The organism is Xenorhabdus budapestensis (genome assembly GCF_002632465.1).
GTDB lineage: Bacteria > Pseudomonadota > Gammaproteobacteria > Enterobacterales > Enterobacteriaceae > Xenorhabdus > Xenorhabdus budapestensis.
The window spans coordinates 249515-268357 of the sequence record NZ_NIBS01000003.1; the positions used below are offsets into that span (position 1 = coordinate 249515).

At 41.9% G+C, this 18843-nt stretch carries 19 protein-coding genes; 10 read left to right on the top strand and 9 right to left on the bottom strand.

The window, feature by feature from the left end; genetic code table 11:
- The first annotated feature begins 84 nt into the window (after positions 1–84).
- Both Xbud_RS05395 and Xbud_RS05400 read left to right on the top strand, forming a co-directional pair.
- Positions 85–705, top strand: coding sequence for a TIGR04211 family SH3 domain-containing protein (locus tag Xbud_RS05395; protein WP_099135097.1), 621 nt, complete (start codon positions 85–87; stop codon positions 703–705).
- A gap of 30 nt (positions 706–735) precedes the next feature.
- Positions 736–1890 carry a multifunctional CCA addition/repair protein gene (locus Xbud_RS05400; RefSeq protein WP_099135098.1) on the top strand — a complete coding sequence of 385 codons (1155 nt, stop codon included), beginning with the start codon at positions 736–738 and terminating at the stop codon, positions 1888–1890.
- On the opposite strand, the gene folB is transcribed toward Xbud_RS05400, so the two are convergent.
- Positions 1887–2240: a bifunctional dihydroneopterin aldolase/7,8-dihydroneopterin epimerase gene (gene folB, locus Xbud_RS05405; RefSeq protein WP_099135099.1), complete on the bottom strand. Its 354-nt coding sequence runs from the start codon at positions 2238–2240 to the stop codon at positions 1887–1889. The two genes, Xbud_RS05400 and folB, sit on opposite strands and share 4 nt — an antisense overlap.
- 108 nt (positions 2241–2348) lie before the next feature.
- On the opposite strand from folB, the gene plsY reads away from it, so the two are divergent.
- Together plsY and Xbud_RS05415 are read left to right on the top strand one after the other, a co-directional pair.
- Positions 2349–3008: a glycerol-3-phosphate 1-O-acyltransferase PlsY gene (plsY, locus tag Xbud_RS05410; protein WP_099135100.1), complete on the top strand. Its 660-nt coding sequence runs from the start codon at positions 2349–2351 to the stop codon at positions 3006–3008.
- 125 nt (positions 3009–3133) lie between these two features.
- Entirely contained in the window at positions 3134–4171 is a 1038-nt protein-coding gene (locus Xbud_RS05415) for a zinc-dependent alcohol dehydrogenase family protein (RefSeq protein WP_099135101.1), read from the top strand.
- Positions 4172–4396: 225 nt separating this feature from the next.
- Here the strand turns inward: Xbud_RS05415 and Xbud_RS05425 are convergent, their stop codons facing one another.
- From Xbud_RS05425 to Xbud_RS05435, 3 genes are read right to left on the bottom strand one after another with little or no spacing between them, the layout of a single operon-like run.
- On the bottom strand, positions 4397–5530 hold the full coding sequence (locus Xbud_RS05425) for a DUF4056 domain-containing protein (RefSeq protein WP_099135103.1): 1134 nt from the start codon (positions 5528–5530) through the stop codon (positions 4397–4399).
- A 14-nt stretch (positions 5531–5544) separates the two neighbouring features.
- Positions 5545–6696 carry a BamA/TamA family outer membrane protein gene (locus Xbud_RS05430; RefSeq protein WP_099135104.1) on the bottom strand — a complete coding sequence of 384 codons (1152 nt, stop codon included), beginning with the start codon at positions 6694–6696 and terminating at the stop codon, positions 5545–5547.
- Positions 6696–7697, bottom strand: coding sequence for a hypothetical protein (locus Xbud_RS05435; protein WP_099135105.1), 1002 nt, complete (start codon positions 7695–7697; stop codon positions 6696–6698). The genes Xbud_RS05430 and Xbud_RS05435 overlap by 1 nt, the downstream gene beginning before the upstream one ends.
- 378 nt (positions 7698–8075) lie before the next feature.
- Between Xbud_RS05435 and gntR the strand changes: the two genes are divergently transcribed.
- From gntR to gntU, 3 genes are all read left to right on the top strand, one after another.
- Positions 8076–9071, top strand: coding sequence for a gluconate operon transcriptional repressor GntR (gntR, locus tag Xbud_RS05440; RefSeq protein ID WP_099135106.1), 996 nt, complete (start codon positions 8076–8078; stop codon positions 9069–9071).
- A 221-nt stretch (positions 9072–9292) separates the two neighbouring features.
- The gene (gntK, locus tag Xbud_RS05445) at positions 9293–9829 is read left to right on the top strand and encodes a gluconokinase (RefSeq protein ID WP_099135107.1); all 537 of its coding nucleotides are present in this window, start codon (positions 9293–9295) and stop codon (positions 9827–9829) included.
- Entirely contained in the window at positions 9829–11166 is a 1338-nt protein-coding gene (gntU, locus tag Xbud_RS05450; protein WP_099135108.1) for a gluconate transporter, read from the top strand. The genes gntK and gntU overlap by 1 nt, the downstream gene beginning before the upstream one ends.
- A 104-nt stretch (positions 11167–11270) precedes the next feature.
- Here the strand turns inward: gntU and Xbud_RS05455 are convergent, their stop codons facing one another.
- Positions 11271–12044, bottom strand: coding sequence for a protein bax (locus Xbud_RS05455; protein ID WP_099135109.1), 774 nt, complete (start codon positions 12042–12044; stop codon positions 11271–11273).
- Positions 12045–12725: 681 nt separating this feature from the next.
- On the bottom strand, positions 12726–13040 hold the full coding sequence (locus tag Xbud_RS05460) for a DUF3761 domain-containing protein (RefSeq protein WP_099135110.1): 315 nt from the start codon (positions 13038–13040) through the stop codon (positions 12726–12728).
- Positions 13041–13747: 707 nt separating this feature from the next.
- Between Xbud_RS05460 and Xbud_RS05465 the strand changes: the two genes are divergently transcribed.
- Both Xbud_RS05465 and Xbud_RS05470 read left to right on the top strand, forming a co-directional pair.
- Complete coding sequence (locus tag Xbud_RS05465; protein ID WP_099135111.1) at positions 13748–14851, top strand: toxic anion resistance protein; 1104 nt, start codon at positions 13748–13750, stop codon at positions 14849–14851.
- Between the two features lie 82 nt (positions 14852–14933).
- Positions 14934–15923, top strand: coding sequence for a 5-bromo-4-chloroindolyl phosphate hydrolysis family protein (locus tag Xbud_RS05470; protein WP_099135112.1), 990 nt, complete (start codon positions 14934–14936; stop codon positions 15921–15923).
- Positions 15924–15978: 55 nt separating this feature from the next.
- Here the strand turns inward: Xbud_RS05470 and Xbud_RS21580 are convergent, their stop codons facing one another.
- Positions 15979–16104: an RtcB family protein gene (locus Xbud_RS21580; RefSeq protein WP_244589855.1), complete on the bottom strand. Its 126-nt coding sequence runs from the start codon at positions 16102–16104 to the stop codon at positions 15979–15981.
- A gap of 240 nt (positions 16105–16344) precedes the next feature.
- Positions 16345–16515, bottom strand: a complete 171-nt coding sequence (gene vapB / locus Xbud_RS05480; RefSeq protein ID WP_099135148.1) for a type II toxin-antitoxin system VapB family antitoxin — start codon at positions 16513–16515, stop codon at positions 16345–16347.
- Positions 16516–16704: 189 nt separating this feature from the next.
- On the opposite strand from vapB, the gene Xbud_RS05485 reads away from it, so the two are divergent.
- Positions 16705–17577 (top strand): phosphorothioated DNA-binding restriction endonuclease, encoded by an 873-nt coding sequence (locus tag Xbud_RS05485; RefSeq protein ID WP_099135113.1) that lies wholly within the window; start codon positions 16705–16707, stop codon positions 17575–17577.
- Positions 17578–17634: 57 nt separating this feature from the next.
- Here the strand turns inward: Xbud_RS05485 and potD are convergent, their stop codons facing one another.
- Positions 17635–18687 carry a spermidine/putrescine ABC transporter substrate-binding protein PotD gene (gene potD, locus Xbud_RS05490; protein WP_099135114.1) on the bottom strand — a complete coding sequence of 351 codons (1053 nt, stop codon included), beginning with the start codon at positions 18685–18687 and terminating at the stop codon, positions 17635–17637.
- Positions 18688–18843 lie beyond the last annotated feature (156 nt).

The window sequence follows — 18843 nt, forward strand, 5'->3', positions numbered from 1 at the left end:
TTGCACCCGCAAACTTTACTCTTTACTATCAGTTTGCAACCCTATCAGTTTGTAACCCATACACCAAAAACAGTAGAAGACAGAATGCAAAAACTACATCGATTACTTATTTTATTACTCAGTATTACACTTCCATTATCCGTGTATGCTGAGGAAAAACGTTACGTCTCTGATGAATTATCAGCTTATATTCGCAGCGGCCCCAGTAATCAACATCGCATTATGGGTTCATTGAATGCCGGTGCTGAGGTTATTCTGGTAAATCCAAAATCAGAGAATGGCTATTCACAAATAAGGGATAATAAAGGGCGTACAAACTGGATCTTAACCAGTGAGCTCAGCGCTATTCCTAGCCTACGTGAACGCATTCCCGCCATGGAGCAGAAAATCAAAACTCTGACCGAACAATTGGCTAATATTGATAATAGCTGGAATCAACGTACCGCAGAGATGCAGAACAAAGTAGCGGCCAGCGATAAAATCATTAATGATTTAAAAGCAGAGAATGCGAAGCTCCAGAGCAAGCTGACTGTAGCGGAGAAAAAAGTCGAAATCGCCAACTTACAACTGGATGATAAGCAAAGAGCCATTATCTTGCAGTGGTTCATGTATGGTGGTGCAGTTGCAGGTATTGGTTTATTGTTAGGTCTTGTATTGCCACATATCGTTCCACGCCGTAAACGCAAAGATCGTTGGATGAGCTGATTTAAGGACGGTAAGTTTAAGGACACAAGAGTGAAAGTTTATTTGGTTGGCGGTGCCGTTCGTGATCAACTGCTGGATCTGCCGATTACAGAAAGAGACTGGGTTGTCGTTGGCGGCAGCCTGGAAGAGCTGTTATCTCAGGGATACCAACAGGTTGGAAAAGATTTTCCGGTTTTTCTGCATCCCAATACTCATGAAGAGTATGCGCTGGCACGGACAGAGAAAAAATCCGGTCAGGGGTATACCGGCTTTACCTGTTACTCGGCTCCCGATGTTACTTTGGAAGAAGATCTGTTACGTCGGGATCTGACCATCAATGCCATTGCACAAACTCCTGAAGGTGAATTGATCGACCCTTATCACGGTATAGAAGATCTTAAGTATCGTATCCTGCGTCATGTTTCGGAAGCATTTTCAGAAGACCCACTACGTGTACTCCGTCTGGCACGTTTTGCTGCCCGATTTGCTCATTTAGGCTTTTCCATTGCTACAGAAACTCAAGCACTGATCTCTGAAATGACAGCGAGAGGTGAGTTATCGTCGTTAACACCTGAACGGGTTTGGCGGGAGACTGAAAAAGCGCTCGCCTCACAATCTCCACACGTTTACTTCCAGGTCTTACGCGACTGCGGTGCTCTGGCGATCCTTTTCCCTGAAATCGATAATCTGTTTGGTGTGCCTTCTATGGAGACGGATATGGGGATTCATTCTCTGAATATCCTGCAAATATCCACTCAACTGAGTACTGATATCGATATCCGCTTCGCCTCACTTTGCATTCACACTGGAAACAAGCAGATTAAGCAGATGTGCGAACGGTTGCGCATACCTAATTCAACACGTGACCTTGCCGGCATCGTGGCGCAATACTATGACTGGGTACACACTGCCGAACAGTTACCGGCAGAAAAATTGTTGATACTGTTCAATACCATCGACGCATGGCGAAAACCCCAACGTATCGAGCATTTAGCTGTCTGTAGCAAAGCCGATGCCTTTGCCTGTACAGGGCTAAAAGCGTCTGTTTATCCACCCGAAAAATATTTGCGGGAAGCCTTTGCTATTGCCAGTCAGGTTAATGTTCAACAGATCATTGCCCGTGGTTTTCAGGGGGCTGAAATCCGTACAGAGTTAGAACGACAACGCCAGCTCGCCATTACTCACTGGCAACAAAATCAGCATTAACTCGCTCTGCGTTCAATCACGACACCCACACTTTTTGCTTGTGCTACTGCGCCTGGTTTAGTGACTTTAACTTTGACCCACGGCGCATTAAACTGATTCAGCAAAATATCAGCTACTTCTTCTGCCACGCGTTCAACTAAAGCAAACCGCTGATTTTCCACATGCCAGATCACTGTTTCACTGACTTTGGCATAGTCCAGACAGTGCTCAACATCATCACTGGAAGCTGCACGTTTATTGTCCCAGCCCATTTCGATATCAAACACCAGCTTTTGCTTAATTGTTTGTTCCCAATCATATACGCCAATGGTAGTAATGATGCTTAATTGTTCAATAAATACGATATCCATCACGCCGTTTCTCCGTTTTTCGGTTCACCGGATACCACTTCCGGCTAAATGTGCGTATTATCCATTGTTATAGTAAAGAAAACGACCTTTATTCATTGGAGATATCTTATGAGTGCTATCGCGCTTGGTATGATCATCTTCGCGTATCTGTGTGGCTCTATATCCAGCGCGATATTGATCTGTCGTCTGGCAGGATTACCCAATCCCCGCCAGCATGGTTCCGGTAATCCGGGAGCAACAAATGTACTGCGTATTGGCGGCAAAGCCGCCGCGCTGGCAGTACTGATCTGCGATGTCCTGAAAGGCATGATCCCTGTTTGGCTGGCATATAAACTCGACATTCAACCTTTTTATTTAGGCATTATCGCCATTGCTGCCTGTTTAGGGCATATTTACCCAATCTTTTTCCATTTCAAGGGAGGCAAAGGTGTCGCCACCGCATTCGGCTCTATTGCTGCCATTGGCTGGGATTTAATGGGGTTGGTTGCCGGAACATGGGTGCTGACCGTATTATTGAGCGGCTACTCCTCATTAGGCGCAATCATCAGTGCCCTCGTCGTGCCTTTCTACGTCTGGTGGTTCAAACCGGAATTTACCTTTCCTGTCGCAATGCTTTCATGCCTGATACTTATGCGACACCACGATAACATCCAACGTCTCTGGCGAGGTCAGGAAAGCCGCATCTGGCAGAAACTGAAAAAGAAACAGGAAATGACAGATAAAGAGAAACTCCAGGCTGCTAAAGAGCAAGAACAACAAGACGAATGACACATACAGCCCCAACAAGGGGCTGCTTCTGCCCTGCTTCTGTCCTGTTTCACTCCTTCCAGAGTCTGCTAAACTTTGAACAACTAGTAACGTAAGTGACAACCATCACCTGTGAAGGGGGTTATATGAAAGCACTTGTTTATCACGGAGCCGGAAAAAAACTCTGGGAAGAAAAAGCGCCACCCCAACTCATCGAACCAACAGATGCTATCGTCCGCATCGTCAAAACAACAATCTGTGGCACAGATCTGCATATCCTCAAAGGAGACGTTCCTACCGTAGAACACGGCCGGACATTAGGACATGAAGGCATTGGGATCGTTGAGTCAGTTGGAAAATCAGTCCGCAATATCAAGGTCGGTGATAAAGTGATTATTTCCTGTATCACCGTCTGCGGTAGTTGTATTCATTGTAAACGTCAGCTTTATGCGCACTGTAAAGATGGGGGCTGGATCCTGGGGCATAAGATTGATGGTACACAAGCAGAAAAAGCGCGTATTCCCCATGCTGATAATAGTCTTCATCTCCTGCCAGAGGGTGTCGATGAAGAAGCTGCCTTAATGCTGAGTGACATCCTGCCAACAGGTTTTGAAATTGGTGTTATTAATGGCAGAGTTCAACCCGGAAATACTATCGCCTTGATTGGTGCAGGGCCTGTCGGACTATCAGCACTGCTGGCATCACAGTTTTACTCTCCGGCACATATCATCATGATCGATACTGATGATAACCGTCTTAGCGTCGCCCGACAGCTCGGCGCTAACACAATGATCAATCCGACACGACAAAACGTAGTAGCAATCATCAACAAACTGACTGGTGGCTTTGGTGTAGACGTTGCCATTGAGTGTGTGGGTATCCCCGCAACTTTCAAAATATGTCAGGACATCATTGCAGCGGGTGGATTTATTGCTAATGTGGGAGTCCACGGTAAATCCGTCGATTTACATCTGGAAAATCTCTGGATCAAAAACATCACTATTACTACTGGACTGGTCAATACAAGCAGTACTCCGATGTTGCTGAAAAGCGTTCAATCCGGCCGAATCGCACCTGAAAAGCTGGTCACTCATTATTACCCATTGAATGAAATAGAAACCGCTTATGACGTATTTAATAATGCAGCGCAAGAAAAAGCATTGAAAATTGTCTTGTCAGCATAATTGATTAGCAGGAAGTGTAGCTTAACCACACTTCCTGCTAAATCCCTGGCGTTGAGGTCTATCCAAAATTGGCTTTTAGGCATTACAGTTACTTGGGAATTAGTATTTAACCTTATATAGTCGGGAGCATAGATAACCGTATGTTTATAAAAACGGTGACCGGGGTGAGCGCGCACAGCCAACAAAGAGACAACTTGAAAGACAAAGGGTATAAAACACAAACAGCTATTTATTATTCAACAACTGCTTCATGTCCTGCTTTTCAGCTTTTTCCGCCAGCATTGGAAAATCTTTCACTGTCCAATAGCGTTGTGGCACAGGTAGGTTTTTCATCTTATCCGTTGGCCATAACTGGAATTCTGCCAACTTATCCAGCGAGAAATGTTGATAAGATTCAGGTAAAGAAAGACGCAAAGCAGACTTCTCTTTATCAAATGGCATTAATGGATAGCGATCATCCTGGGTTTCATAGTTCCTGCGCAGCAGCAGAAATTTTTTAGAAATCCGCTGATAACTGTTCCACCATATACCATCAACCTGATCAAACATCTCTTTTGTGCCTGATCTATCGTAAGCGCCCAGTTCATGTAATGCGATTGGCAGAATATTTGCGATGGCAGCAGAAAACTGACTGACGGAAGATGCCTGACCTTGCAAAATCAGCGTCAGCGCCAATCTCGCGCCCAACAGATTGGAATAGAGGTCTTCCGGGGAAAATGCCGAAACAGCTTCTGAGAATCCTGGAATAGACTGATAGCCGTACCATTGGGCAATTTCATGCCAGGCGGCTAACTGAAATGCCAGTTTTGCGGCCAGATAAACACTCAGAGTATAACTTTCAGCGGGATCTTCCGGCGGTGTAAATGCAAAAAAGTGGATCTTACGCGCCGCAAGCTCATTATCCAGCGTCAGCACCCACTCTTGCCCAAGGTGAGCATAAATTTGGCTAAAGAAATAAAGGGTATAGTCTGCGGTATCCCTTACATGGGCAATATCAATAAACCCGCCTTTCTCGGTATATAACAAACCGATTTTTTCATTACTGATCCCCAATAACGCAGCACTCGCTCCCAAAACGCTATCGTTATAGTGGTGCTCTCCCAATTTTTCAGCTTCAACGATATTGTCGATACCAAAGAGAGGCATCGGGATCCCCAATGCCTCTGCTTTAAGATTGTAACCAAATACACAGCACGCTCTTAACCCTTCAGGAGGATCGAGAGGACTCAGAACTGGCCAATCGGTTTCCGCCTGTTCATATGTCTCACTTCTGAGCATTGGCTCGACAGGTGTCGCAGGAGCTGGTTTGCTTTGGCATGCTATCAACAGAAAACTTAAAAACAATGTTGCTAAAAACATTGTTACCAAACACTTCAAAATGCTTCTCCAACCTGAAAATAGAACCCGGTGCTGTCTTTCCCGATACCAAAATCTAACCTGACGTTCATACGTGGTTTAAACTCAAAACGATAGCCCACACCAACTGAAGGGAGCCAATGCCTGTCACCCAATTTTGAAGGGGTATCACTCAATGTTCCCGTACCGATCCAACCAACAACACCGTGGCGCCAATCCAGTTTGTGTCTCAACTCCAATTGAGTGGTGAAAATGTTTTTATCACGATAGCGCCCTTCATAGTAGCCACGCATACGCCGACTATTCCCCAACAGGGATAACTGGTTCCACGGTACATCACCTGCACTGAAACGGGCATAATTATCAAAGGCTAGCACAGTTTTTTCAGATAGTTGGTGATAAGTCGAAAACTGTAATTGTGTGACATGGAAATGATGATCGCCCCCTAACTCAGGGGAAAAATAAGTATAAATAAGCTCAATAGTTTGGCCATGCTGAGGGTTAGGCAGAAAATCCCGTGTGTCATAACTGAAGTATGCACTGACACCAGAACTTATGACAGAAGCCCCACCAACGGACTGTGCAAAATATTTTTTCGCCTGAACATCGGTGTCACTGGCATTGACGGATGAGAAATTCCAGCCTAATCCCATATAGGTTGCATCAGCAACGCGATAAAGCACACGGGGACGAATATCAAACTCCTGCGAGCGATAGCTTTCTTTATTACGATTATTCTTCCCGGCGTGATAACCTTGCCCCCAATAATAGGTAGGTATGTTATTTAGCGTACCGGAAATAAATAACCGCCACTGATCATTAGCAAGAAAATTGTAATTGGTAAAATTCAGGCCAAATGCGCCAGTGGATGAGCCAAAGCCACTGAGCCCCAGAGAAGAGTTCTGACTGATATGATCGTTACTGTCAGGGCGATAAAGCCCGACTACCGCCACGCCAATCCCCACTCCCATTTCAGGTGTATAAAAAGGGCCGGGCAGCACACCCCAGTCAATTTTCTTGCTGGCATCAAATTGATTATTGCCACCTAACTTTTCGAGCCAGCCATCAATTTTTTGCCGATCAGGCAAAATATCCGCATGCGCTGATGTGACCGTAAAAATAAGAAGGCTGGATATTACCAGCCTTTTGATCGTCGTAACGCCCAACATTAAAATCGGAACTCCCCAGAAACGTAGAAGCTGTTTCGGTTACCAAAGCCAACTTCAGATAATATATTGAAATTACGAGTGACTTCGAAACGAGCACCGACAGTGTTATTCCATTTATGGGCAAGGTGTTGTTTGACGTCGAATTTGATGTCACCTCCACCCCACATTTCTGTCAAACTAATCCAATTAGCTATTTCAGTGGGTAAGTTATTAAGATTGCGAACATCGCCTTGAAAACGCTGAGTAATATCCTGATACATAGCACCCGTCCACAATTGGAGTTTTGTGTTACCTTGACCATCAAATAATGGATTAAATACAAACTCATAACCAATGCGAGGGCTTATAACAAGAGCACTAAGTTCTCCATCTAAAATATCCAGTTTAGTGCGGGTATAATTAGTATCCAAGACAGCAAAAAACTGGTTATATCCCCCTGCAAGAGTAAAACCTCCACCATAAGTCTTACCCTTAAAATTTAGTACGAAAGGCGTTGTACCATTCTCTAAGATGTTATTTTTCCCTAAGTAGATACCATCCAAGATGGTTTTTGATGTACCTTTGGTTTTTCCATATAAACCATATACATTTAAAAAAGGTAAAACCCAAGTATCTAATTTAAGCATATGAGATTCACTTTTTTGACGAGTATTACCTGTTTTAATAGTAGTTAATTCTTCAAAAGGTTTTAACATTGGGTTATCAAATCCAAACTTAATACTATCTACAATAACATCCTGACGCAGATTCATATACCCATAACCGACACCAAATGGCTCAGGAAGATCATAGCCTTTGGCTCGAGCTTCATCCCCCCAAATCGGCAGAACACGAGATTCTGATTTTGCAGAGCGGGACAAACTACCATCGCTATTCGTTTGCGATACACCAGATTCAGTCATCGTCAATGAAAAAAGTGGGCGCTCATTTTCTGCATAACTGTATGAAGTTACGAGACAGAATGTAGCGGCTAACAATTTGCTAAAGTTAGTTAAGGTCATAATACACTCAAAGTAAAATGAAAGACTCGGCAGACTAGCATGAGCCACCTTGTGCACGATTATCCAAAAGTGCTTGAAATTAATAAGTTATAGAAAATATTTTAATGAGTGACTTTTGTATAAATAATTTCAGATTGATTTTTTTATTCTAATAATTTCTATATGTTCTCGATAAATTGACTGGATCTGAGTAAATAACTATTCCTGATATCTATATCAGAAAAAAATTTTATGGCAGTTGACGAATAAATGCAGTCTCTATGGAATGTGAGTCAGCCAGAATTTTTTGCTAAAAACCGTATTATTAGGGTGTCTAAATGTGTTAAAACCACACTTAATTAGCTTGCTCCTCCCAATATTGATTGCACCGCATTGAAAATGAAGAAAAAACGCGCCGTTTTACAAGATGTTGCAGACCTCGTTGGAGTCACAAAAATGACGGTCAGCCGTTTCTTACGTAATCCAAGTCAGGTTTCCGAAGCGTTAGGGGAGCGGATTGCTGCGGCTGTGGATCAACTGGGCTACATTCCTAATCGCGTGCCGGATATTCTCTCCAATTCCACCAGCCGGACAATCGGAGTGTTACTTCCTTCATTAACCAATCAGGTATTTGCCGAAGTTATCCGCGGTATTGAACATGTGACAGACCGTCATGGCTATCAGACTATGCTCGCGCATTATGGCTATTCAGCACAGAAAGAAGAAGAGCGTCTGCTCTCCCTGCTTTCCTATAATATTGATGGCCTGATCCTGGCCGAACGAACACATACTCCCAAAACCCTAAAAGTATTGGAGACCACTGGTATCCCTGTTGTAGAACTGATGGACAGTGTATCGCCCTGCCTTGATGTCGCCGTCGGTATCGATAATTTTGAAGCAGCACGTCAGATGACAGAATCCATGCTCAGACGTGGTTGCCAGAATATTGTCTATCTCGGTGCACGACAGGATGAAAGAACGTTGATCCGTTTGGAAGGATATGAAGTGGCAATGTGCAGTGCGGGATTACAACCAAGAAAAGTAATGACGCCGGCCAATTCATCTTATTCATTGGGTGCCCGACTCTTACAGGAAACTTACCAGAAATATCCAGATGTTGACGGCCTGTTTTGTACCAATGACGATATCGCGATTGGAGCAATATTTGAATGTCAGCGTCAGGGGATCAAAGTACCAGGAGACATTGCTGTAGCCGGTTTCCATGGACATGATGTCGGTCAGGTAATGACCCCCAAGCTTGCCAGCGTACTGACTCCCCGTGACCAAATGGGACACAAGGCAGCAGAAGCATTGCTTGCACGCCTGAAGGGCGAAAAACTAGAACAAACCCTTATTGACGTTGGATTTACGCTTTCATTAGGTGAAAGTGTTTAATTTTTGTAGCTTAAAATGATATTTCCCCATCTTCAATTGCGATAGGCCTCACATTTTCCTTTCTTACCAATCTTGATTGATTGCTCACTTTCCTTTGCTGCTGATAATGTTGCTAATAGATAGTTACCGGTAACATTAAACGGATAATATTTCACAAAGAAAATATTGCAGTTCGATCACAAGGACGACCAAGTGACAAAATCTGCACAAAGGAGTTTGATATGAGCGATACCCGGCAGCCAAGCCATGTTTTTATATTGATGGGGGTATCCGGCAGCGGCAAATCTGCCGTTGCCAATGGTGTTGCCCATAAACTGGATACCGCATTTTTAGATGGAGATTTCCTTCATCCCCGCGCCAATATTAAGAAAATGGCAGAAGGCCATGCCTTGAATGACGATGATCGTCAACCGTGGCTAGAAGCGCTTAATGATGCCATTTTTGCCATGCAACGTACCAGTAACATCTCTTTGCTGGTGTGTTCAGCCCTGAAAAAACGCTACCGGGATATTCTGCGTAACGGTAACAAAAACTTGTCATTCCTGTATATGCAGGGGGATTTTGAATTAATTGAGAGCCGCCTGAAAACACGTAAAGGACATTTTTTCAGACCACAAATGCTGATTTCCCAATTTGAGGCATTAGAAGAACCGACGAGTGATGAGAAAGATGTCCATTTTATTGATATCAAACCAGCTCTTGATGAAGTAATTAAAAACACAATTAAAATAATCCACCATATTACTGAGGAGCATTAATGAGTACATTAACGCTGGTGCTGACAGCTGTCGGCTCTGTTCTTCTGTTGCTGTTTTTGGTGATGAAAGCCCGAATACACGCCTTTATCGCCTTAATGTTGGTTTCAATGGGAGCTGGTATTTTTTCCGGGATGCCATTAGAAAAAATCGCTCAAACTATGCAAAACGGTATGTCAGGCACATTGGGCTTCCTTGCTATTGTAGTCGCACTAGGGGCCATGTTTGGCAAAATCCTGCATGAAACAGGCGCACTTGATCAAATAGCCGTGAAATTACTGGGTAGCTTTGGTGAAAACAGGGCTCATTATGCGCTAGGTATTGCCGGCCTTATCTGTGCATTACCACTGTTTTTTGATGTAGCGGTTGTACTGTTGATCGGCGTGGTTTTTGCTGTTACACGTCGAACTAGCGGTAATGTGGTAAAACTGGCAGTTCCACTGTTTGCCGGTGTGGCAGCGGCGGCTGCGTTTCTGGTTCCGGGGCCAACTCCAATGATGCTGGCTTCTCAAATGGGAGCAGATTTTGGCTGGATGATCCTGATTGGCCTGAGTGCGGCAATCCCCGGTATGTTACTGGCAGGCCCAATATACGGCAATTTCATCAGCAAATATGTCACTCTGGATTTACCCAAAGATTTGAGCACACCAAGCATTAGTAAGAACCAAATGCCTTCTTTTGCGTTCAGTCTGGCACTGGTGCTATTTCCATTAGTATTAGTTGGATTGAAAACCATTGGTGCCCGTTTTGTTGATAAACAAGCTGTACTGTATCAGTGGCTGGAATTTATCGGTCATCCTTTCACCGCGATTTTAATTGCCTGTCTGGTGGCGATTTATGGCTTGGCAATTCGTCGTGGCATGAGCAAAGAAAAAGTAATGGATGTCTGCTCTGCGGCAATCCAACCAGCGGGAATTATCTTACTGGTCACAGGTGCGGGTGGTGTCTTCAAGCAAGTGTTGATTGATTCCGGTGTAGGGCCTGCGTTGGGTAACGCATTGATTGGTATCGGCCTGCCAATCGCATTGGCATGTTTTATTCTGGCAGGTGCTGTACGTGTAATACAAGGCTCAGCCACTGTTGCCTGCCTGACCACTGTCGGCCTGATACTGCCTGTTATCGGTGAACTCGGCTATTCCGGTGCACAAATGGCAGCACTCTCTGTATGTATCGCTGGTGGCTCATTGATCTTCAGCCATGTCAATGATTCTGGTTTCTGGTTGTTCGGTAAATTTACTGGGGCAACAGAAGGACAAACCTTAAAAACATGGACAATCATGGAAACTATTTTAGGTACAACAGGAGCAATTGTCGGCATGATCTATTTCGCGATGTTATGATGTTCTAACGGTTTTTAGACTATCATTATAAAAAATAATCCACATTGTAATTAATACAGTGTGGATTATTGAAAAGTGACCATATTACTCATATTTATTGGCAATCACTTCCCGTATTCCTGTACTTGTGAAATCAATTCCTTATTGCCATTAAATACCTTATGTAAATAACGATTATAGCCAGCACCTAATTCGGAATAACCTTTAAGATGATCGATCAGTTTGCTGGTATTAAGTGGCACTTGTGCTATTCTCTGCCTTACACGTGAAGTACGCAGTGACTCATAAGCACGATGCGTATTCATATTTTTCATATAGGCGACGACAGAGTCTTCAATCGAATCATAAACTGAATAACCTTTAATTTTCCCTTTAGCCTTGCCGCATGAGCGACAACGCATTCCAAACAGGTTATTGTTTTTCTGCGCAAGTTCTGATGTTCCCCATCCTGATTCTGCGGCAGCCTGAGTAGCAACAAAATGGGTCGGAATAATATCAACCCTACTCAACAAATTATGCCAATCAACCCGTTTTAGTAAGGTACAAGTCATTTTGTAATCTGTGCAGATCCTCTGCAATCTCTTGATATCCTGTGCAGACCATTTATGTGATTCATGGTGTGACAGGAGCCATGTGCGGTCTTGCATAATCTGTTGATTATGCTTATCAATTACAGGGACAACAATATTTAAAAACGCTTTCTTCCTGGGTGTACCTGAAGGATATTTTCGCAAATCAGGCAAATGATGCTTTATGCCATTGTGAGAATACTCTTTCACTTTTGAGCTATTGGTTGAAGCATCGCTCAATCCAGTAAAGATTAAAGAGAGAAAGAAAGCGAAGACCGCAGTTGTCCTCATCATCATTCGAGAGGGCATTTGCTTCTCCTCGTTTTATTACTCTGGATAAAAAACACACGAATATTAACAAAGCAATCAATGTATAGCTATCTTTATTCGCGATTCGTAAGGTTAATTACGTAACGAATATTAGCACGTTACTGACAATAATCTATATTTTTTACTTAATACCGTAAATAAGTGTAATAATTATTGAGATTTTATCTGGCAAATAGTGTTATTTATCGCATATCTTCCTACTATTTTTTATCTAAAATAAAGAATATTTGATTCACAACATTATGATTAACTCATTTATTTTTAATAAAAAAATCATTTCGCACCCATCTTAAATCATCAATGCAGAAATTAATTTTGTTATGTGAATCATCAGATATGATTTTATCTATTTTTAGTTATCTATTTTAGTGGTCAATTATGTTTTAATAGTTAGATTAAATAAATAAGAAAGCAATATTAAATCAATTGATTTAATATTACCTCCTTACATCTTCTCTTCTTAGTGAAGGAAATATCTTTAAGCTTCTATTCTGATCTAACGCATTTTAGAATTAACAATGCACTGGCAATATCGAGAAAAATATTATTTTCACAATAACTGGTGTATAAAGCATAAAAATTAAAAAAGAGATTTTTATTGGGAAGTAATTAGGGGGCCTTAGCCCCCTAAATTAGACATAATAAAAAGTCACCGGAAAACTATAACCATTTGGCGACACCACCGTGGCGTGAGCATGCGCCTTTACGCGATTTGCTCTTACTATAAGTTCCATCTTTACAAAGCGCAGTATTCACACCTTTTTTAGCTTTAGTTTTTCCTTTCTTCGTTGATTTCTTGCTGTTTTCACCCGCTTTCTTTTCTAACGAACTCATTTTATTTTTGGTCTTTTTGACACTCTTTTCCACTGTTGTGCCAGTTTTGGCAGTGTGATCTGTTGATACCGTGGGCGCTGCAATTACTGCACTTGAAAACAACACCAGTAATGCTGCAACTGATAACTTCAAGCTTTTCATAATATGTATCCTCTGGTTAGAGTATTTAACCCGAAATCAACTCTTGTAGTTTGGAGTATAGCTTTGAATGATGCGATTACAAATCTGATATAAACAACAATTATCATTTGAAGACTCATAAAAACAGCTTTCTAATTATGCTGTATTTAGTAATAATACTCCTTAAACCAATTTCATTGAATCATAAAATTTAAAACCGATATCAGTTCAATTTTATTTCTACCGGATAAATCTATTGATTAAATGAAAGTAATAAAAATAAAAGAATGATATGCTCGAATCTCCATAATGTATTCACTTCTCGACCAACGATTAAAACAAGCCAAAATGGAGCTTGGTATATATTTTATTTAAACGGATAAATACTGTGAAGGATTACCACAAAAAGCCAAAGCTAAGGACTAAGCACAGGACCATTCAAGAGCAATCATCTTACTAAAAATAACTTTAACGTCAATAACCCCTGAAATACCCCCAAAATTTTAAATCAAAAAATTATTATGTTTATCTATTAAATGGAAATACCATATTCTTAAGTGAATTGGTTTTAAACAAACAGAAAAAATCGTATAATATTCTTTATATTATACCTAGTTATGCCCTATGGATTTCAAGACAGAGCGCGATGGTAAAGGAACTCAACCAACCCACAAAGCTACCACTTGAAAAACAACGGATATACATTCATTTTACAATTGGACTACTTCATGAATACGGAATCTATGCCTATACCATCGTTCGATCGCCAAACCAACTCTACACAACTCGCGGATCGGATTGATCAGGAAAAAGTCAACGCTCTGATAGAGAAAATTGATATTTTCCAACCAACTGCGGTCATTAGCTATGGCGCTAAACCTATGGGTGAGATTGCCCGCTTTGCTGATTCTTTACTGGAGAATGTTCGTTCAAAAGAAGCCGGCGCTGTCGGTAAGAAATTATCTGATCTGGTCATGTTTGTACGTGAGAATGGCGCACTGACCGAAGAAGAAAAAACAAGTAGTTTTTTCAGAAACCTTCCTCTGATTGGTGGCCTGTTCAAAAAAGCAGAGTGCGCAGTTATTGATAGCAGAACCTTAACTCAACAGGTGGATACAATTACCGTCCATCTTGATAATGCAATGACTACGCTGGTTCGGGATATTAATGTACTGGAACAGCTCTATACCCGCAATTTGGATTTTTATAAAAACATTACACTCTATGTTGAAGCCGGTAAACAAAAGCTGGAACAGGTGAGAAACGAACTTCTGCCTGAACTGCGCATGAAAGCAGAGATGTCCAAAGACATGATGGATGCGCAGAGTGTGAAAGATCTGATGGAAAACATCACCCGGTTTGAGCGCCGTATCCATGACTTGGAACTATCAAAAGCCGTAGCGGTTCAGACTGCACCGCAAATCCGTATTGTACAAAGCAATAACCAACAACTGGCTGAAAAAATCCAAAGCAGTATCCTGACTACCCTGCCAATCTGGAAGAGCCAGTTAGTATTGCAATTGTCTCTGAATGCACAAGGCAAGGCAGCCAAATTGCAGAAAGAAGTTAGTGATACTACTAATGAATTACTGCGCAAAAATGCCGAAATCCTGCAACAGAACAGCATTGCCGTAGCGACAGAAGTTGAACGTTCCATTATTGATGCAGAAACCTTACGTGAAGTGCAAGACCGTCTGGTCAATACAATTGAAGAGACTATGCGCATTGCCTCTGATGCGAAAAGCAAGCGTACTCAAGTGGAGGTTGAACTTGCCAATATGGAAGAAAATCTACGCCAGCGTTTAAACGCCGCAGTGACAAAATATCAATAATCGGCTTGTTCATAAAGACATGTTAATTTTTTAAAATAGGAGCTTTCCTCTTACGGGAAGGCTTTTAAGGAATGGCTTTATTGTGGATACCATAAAAGCATTTATTAAGCGCTTGTTAATTCATGTCATGGGGCTGTTTACTAGCTCTATAGTCATTGGTATAACGACAAATTCGAAACTTTGGGAAGGGACTTATAACTCATCTATTGAAGGACTAATTGCTCTCTCTAATTATATTGGCACGGTTGCTCTTTGGCCTCCTCGTAATGAGCATAGTTCCGATGTTCGGCAATCTTTCATTATCGTATTACTGTTGATATTGTGTGCGTTTGCTAACTTATTACCTGTGTTCATTCTACTTACAGGCCTTGCTATGTTGCTTATCAAATCCATTGGTAAGCAATCAGTAAAAGGTGGGCGGTTTGCTCTATTGATAATGGGATGTCTTACTCTCGTATCAGCATTGATACAATATTTTCAACTATTTCCAACCTGGTTCTGTATCACATATGCTGTTCTACTTTTTGTAGCCTGTAATTTTGAGCGAAAAAAACTCAATGAAGAAATAAAAAAAGTTGAAGATGAGATAAAAAAAGCAGCAGAAGAGACCACAAGAAAAACAGTTGTTAAAAACCACGAGCAGGAAGAAGAAAATACACCAGATGCTTTTAGAGAATATTATCATCAATTAGCTTTAATCATGGCCTACCAGCCTAATGTTTCGGATGAGATGTGGCCTTACCTTGGGAAAATAGAAGAAAAAACTCGAGCAATCATCGACTGTATGAAAGAAGATGAACGGGATATCCCACAGGGAACAACATTCCTTAACCGCTATTTACCTATGATCAGGAATGCCGTGGAATCTTTCACGACACTCAAACAGCATCAGGCTAGCAGCTCTCAATTCCAAGAAGCTAACTTATTGACCATACAGAGCTTGCAGGAAATGAGTGTTGCGTTTAGTGAAATGCACCAAAACTTGTTGAGTAACAATGTCGATGATCTAATGGCTGATTTGAAATCAATGAACCAATTGATACGTGCGCAGGGCTTTGAATCGAAAAAATAGCTAATCTAAATAATAAGGCTGATCAAAACCAGCCTTATTATTTAAAAATCAGGCTTTAAATGTGATCCACGGTCTGATCCTTGCTACTGATTGAATCAGCCCCGCTTGTTCCCATTGAACCGGGAATTAACGCCAATTCACCTGCTCGCGCTGGCGTTGCACCTTTACGGTGGAGCTTCATTCCCTGCTCAGGAAAAATAATATTATATGAGAGGTCAACAAGCAGCCGACTTTTGTCCTGAGCAGGTTGTAAATAGAATTATCCCATCACCCAATCTTCAACTCTTAATCCTAAAACTCATTCAAATTCACGGATATTATTTGTCACAAGCACCATAAATTAATTCCATCAATGTGATGAGCTGATGCATAGCTGACCATAATGTTGATAAAAAGCTTCCCTGACCTGTTCACCTGGTTGTTATCTATCAATCATAAAATCAGGAGTGACATCTTCACCATCAAACCAGCTATCCCAAGTTTCTCCTGCCGGAGTGATGATACTGGTTTGACCAATAGCAATAATATCAACGTGTTTTACATCTTCCGGTAAAGCAACTGCTTTGGGTAAACGTACAGCCTGACCTCCAATATAAACCTTCCGATTAGGTTCATCGAAAAGAATAGCTTTTTATGGGATAGGTTAATGGGATATACGTTGCTTGATTTGTCTTAGTTCCATTGAATACCAGATAGTATTACTCATTCAACCAACACCTTGCCCTTCACCACTTTTGCGAGCATGATCGCAATACCTTTATCCATTAATCAAACAACTTACATGTCTACAATCAAAGAACTACAAGTTGCGATCTCAAACCTTTCTGTATGGCGCAAGGGTGATCAGCGTGCACCACATAAACCATTATTGTTGTTGTATGTACTCTCTCAATACCAGAAAGGCCATGAACGACTGTTTGATTATGGAGAGGAGATCCACCAGCCATTACTGAATCTCCTTAATCATTTTGGCCCAAGACGTAAAAATCACTATCCCACCTTACCTTTCTGGCGACTGCGTGGTGATGGTTTTTGGGAGTTGCAGAATACAGAACTTTGCACACCACAAAAAGGCAGCAAAGAGCCACCGAAACGCGAGTTGATTGAATTCAGCGTCAAAGGCGGTTTCGACCAACAAAGCTATCAGTTATTACGTAATAAACCTGCCTTAATCGATAAACTGGCACAACAAATTCTCAGTGAACATTTTCCTGATAGCGTACAGGAACTGCTCGCCAATCAATTGAATTTCTCTTTGAGTGATATCCGCAGAATACGTGATCCCCATTTTCGCCAGCAGATACTGCGCGCCTATAATTATGAGTGTGCAATATGTGGCTACAACCTGCGACATGACGACACACCTGTCGGTCTGGAAGCAGCACACATCAAATGGAAACAATATGGTGGACCATGTACCATAAATAATGGGCTTGCACTATGTTCACTGCATCATTCTGCATTCGATATGGGCTCTATCAGTATTGACGATAATATGCAGTTACTGGTTTCAGAAAGTATTAATGGTGGCCCGATGGTTAAGCAACTTTTCTGGAATTTTGCAAAACAGCCAATATTACTTCCTAAAAACAGAGACTATTACCCCTTGGAAGGTTTCACTAACTGGCATCGTAACCAAGTCTTTAAACAGTAATCCGTAAGAATTAAAAAGGGAGCCAGACTCTCCCTTTCATTCTAATTAAATCCCGGATCACTGACCCGCTTTCAGTTTTTGGAAATAGTTTTCATACAGGACATTAGCATTGCCAACGTCGCTCTGCCATTCCCCTCTCTGGATCATTGCTTCATCAGGATACAGTGACTTATCCCCTGATACAGCGGCTGGCAGCAGTTTTTTCGCAGCCAGGTTTGGTGTCGGGTAGCCAATTTTTTCAGCAACCTGTGCCGCAATCTCCGGGCGCAGCAGGAAGTCAATCAGCTTCATCGCTCCATCGACATTCTTAGCATTTGCCGGAATAGCCAGGCTATCCATCCAGAAAATTCCGCCTTCTTTTGGCCAGATAATATCGATAGGTGTTCCAGCCTGACGCGCAACATAAGCAGAGCCCGTCCACATCATGCCGACATCAACTTCACCTTCCATAAATGGATTAGCAGGGTTATCAGAATTGAATGCCAGTACATTTGGCATTAGCTTTTGCAGTTCATTATACGCCGCTTCAATCTCTTTCGGATCAGTAGTATTACCAGAGTAGCCCAGTTTCAACAGCGCGATCTGGAAAACTTCACGGGCATCATCCGTCAATACCAAACTATTTTTATATTCAGGCTTCCAGAAATCAGCCCAGGAAGTAATGGTTTTGGGATCGATACTATCACTGTTGACACCAATAGCAGTCGCTCCCCAAATATAAGGGATGGAATATTCGTTTTTCGGGTCAAAAGACTTATGCAGCAGATTAGGATCAAGATTGTGGAAATTGCTGAGTTTGCTTGTATCGATTTTTTGCAACATCCCTTCTTTACTCATTTTGGAGATAAAGTAAGTGGATGGCACAACTAAATCATAAGCCCCATCTTTATAGGTTTTCAGCTTGGTATACATGCTCTCATTGGATTCATAGGTGGAATAAATCACCCTAATCCCAGTTTCTTTAGTGAACTGGTTGAGCAAACCAGGCGGAACATATTCAGTCCAGTTGTAGAAATAGAGTGTCTTGCCATCATCAGCGGCAGCAGCATTCACCGAACTAATGCTCAATGCCATCATCCCAGCGGCTAACAGATAGAACCACTTTTTCATGCTGTTTTTCATGTAGTGTTTCCCCGCAGTTAGTGCGTAATTATCGCGTTATTACCGTACATAGCAGGTTCGACATGAACCTACCCCAAAAAAACGGCTATTATAAGAGCGTCATTTCATGGGGTAAAGCCACTTATTCCTTGTTAAATTGGAGAT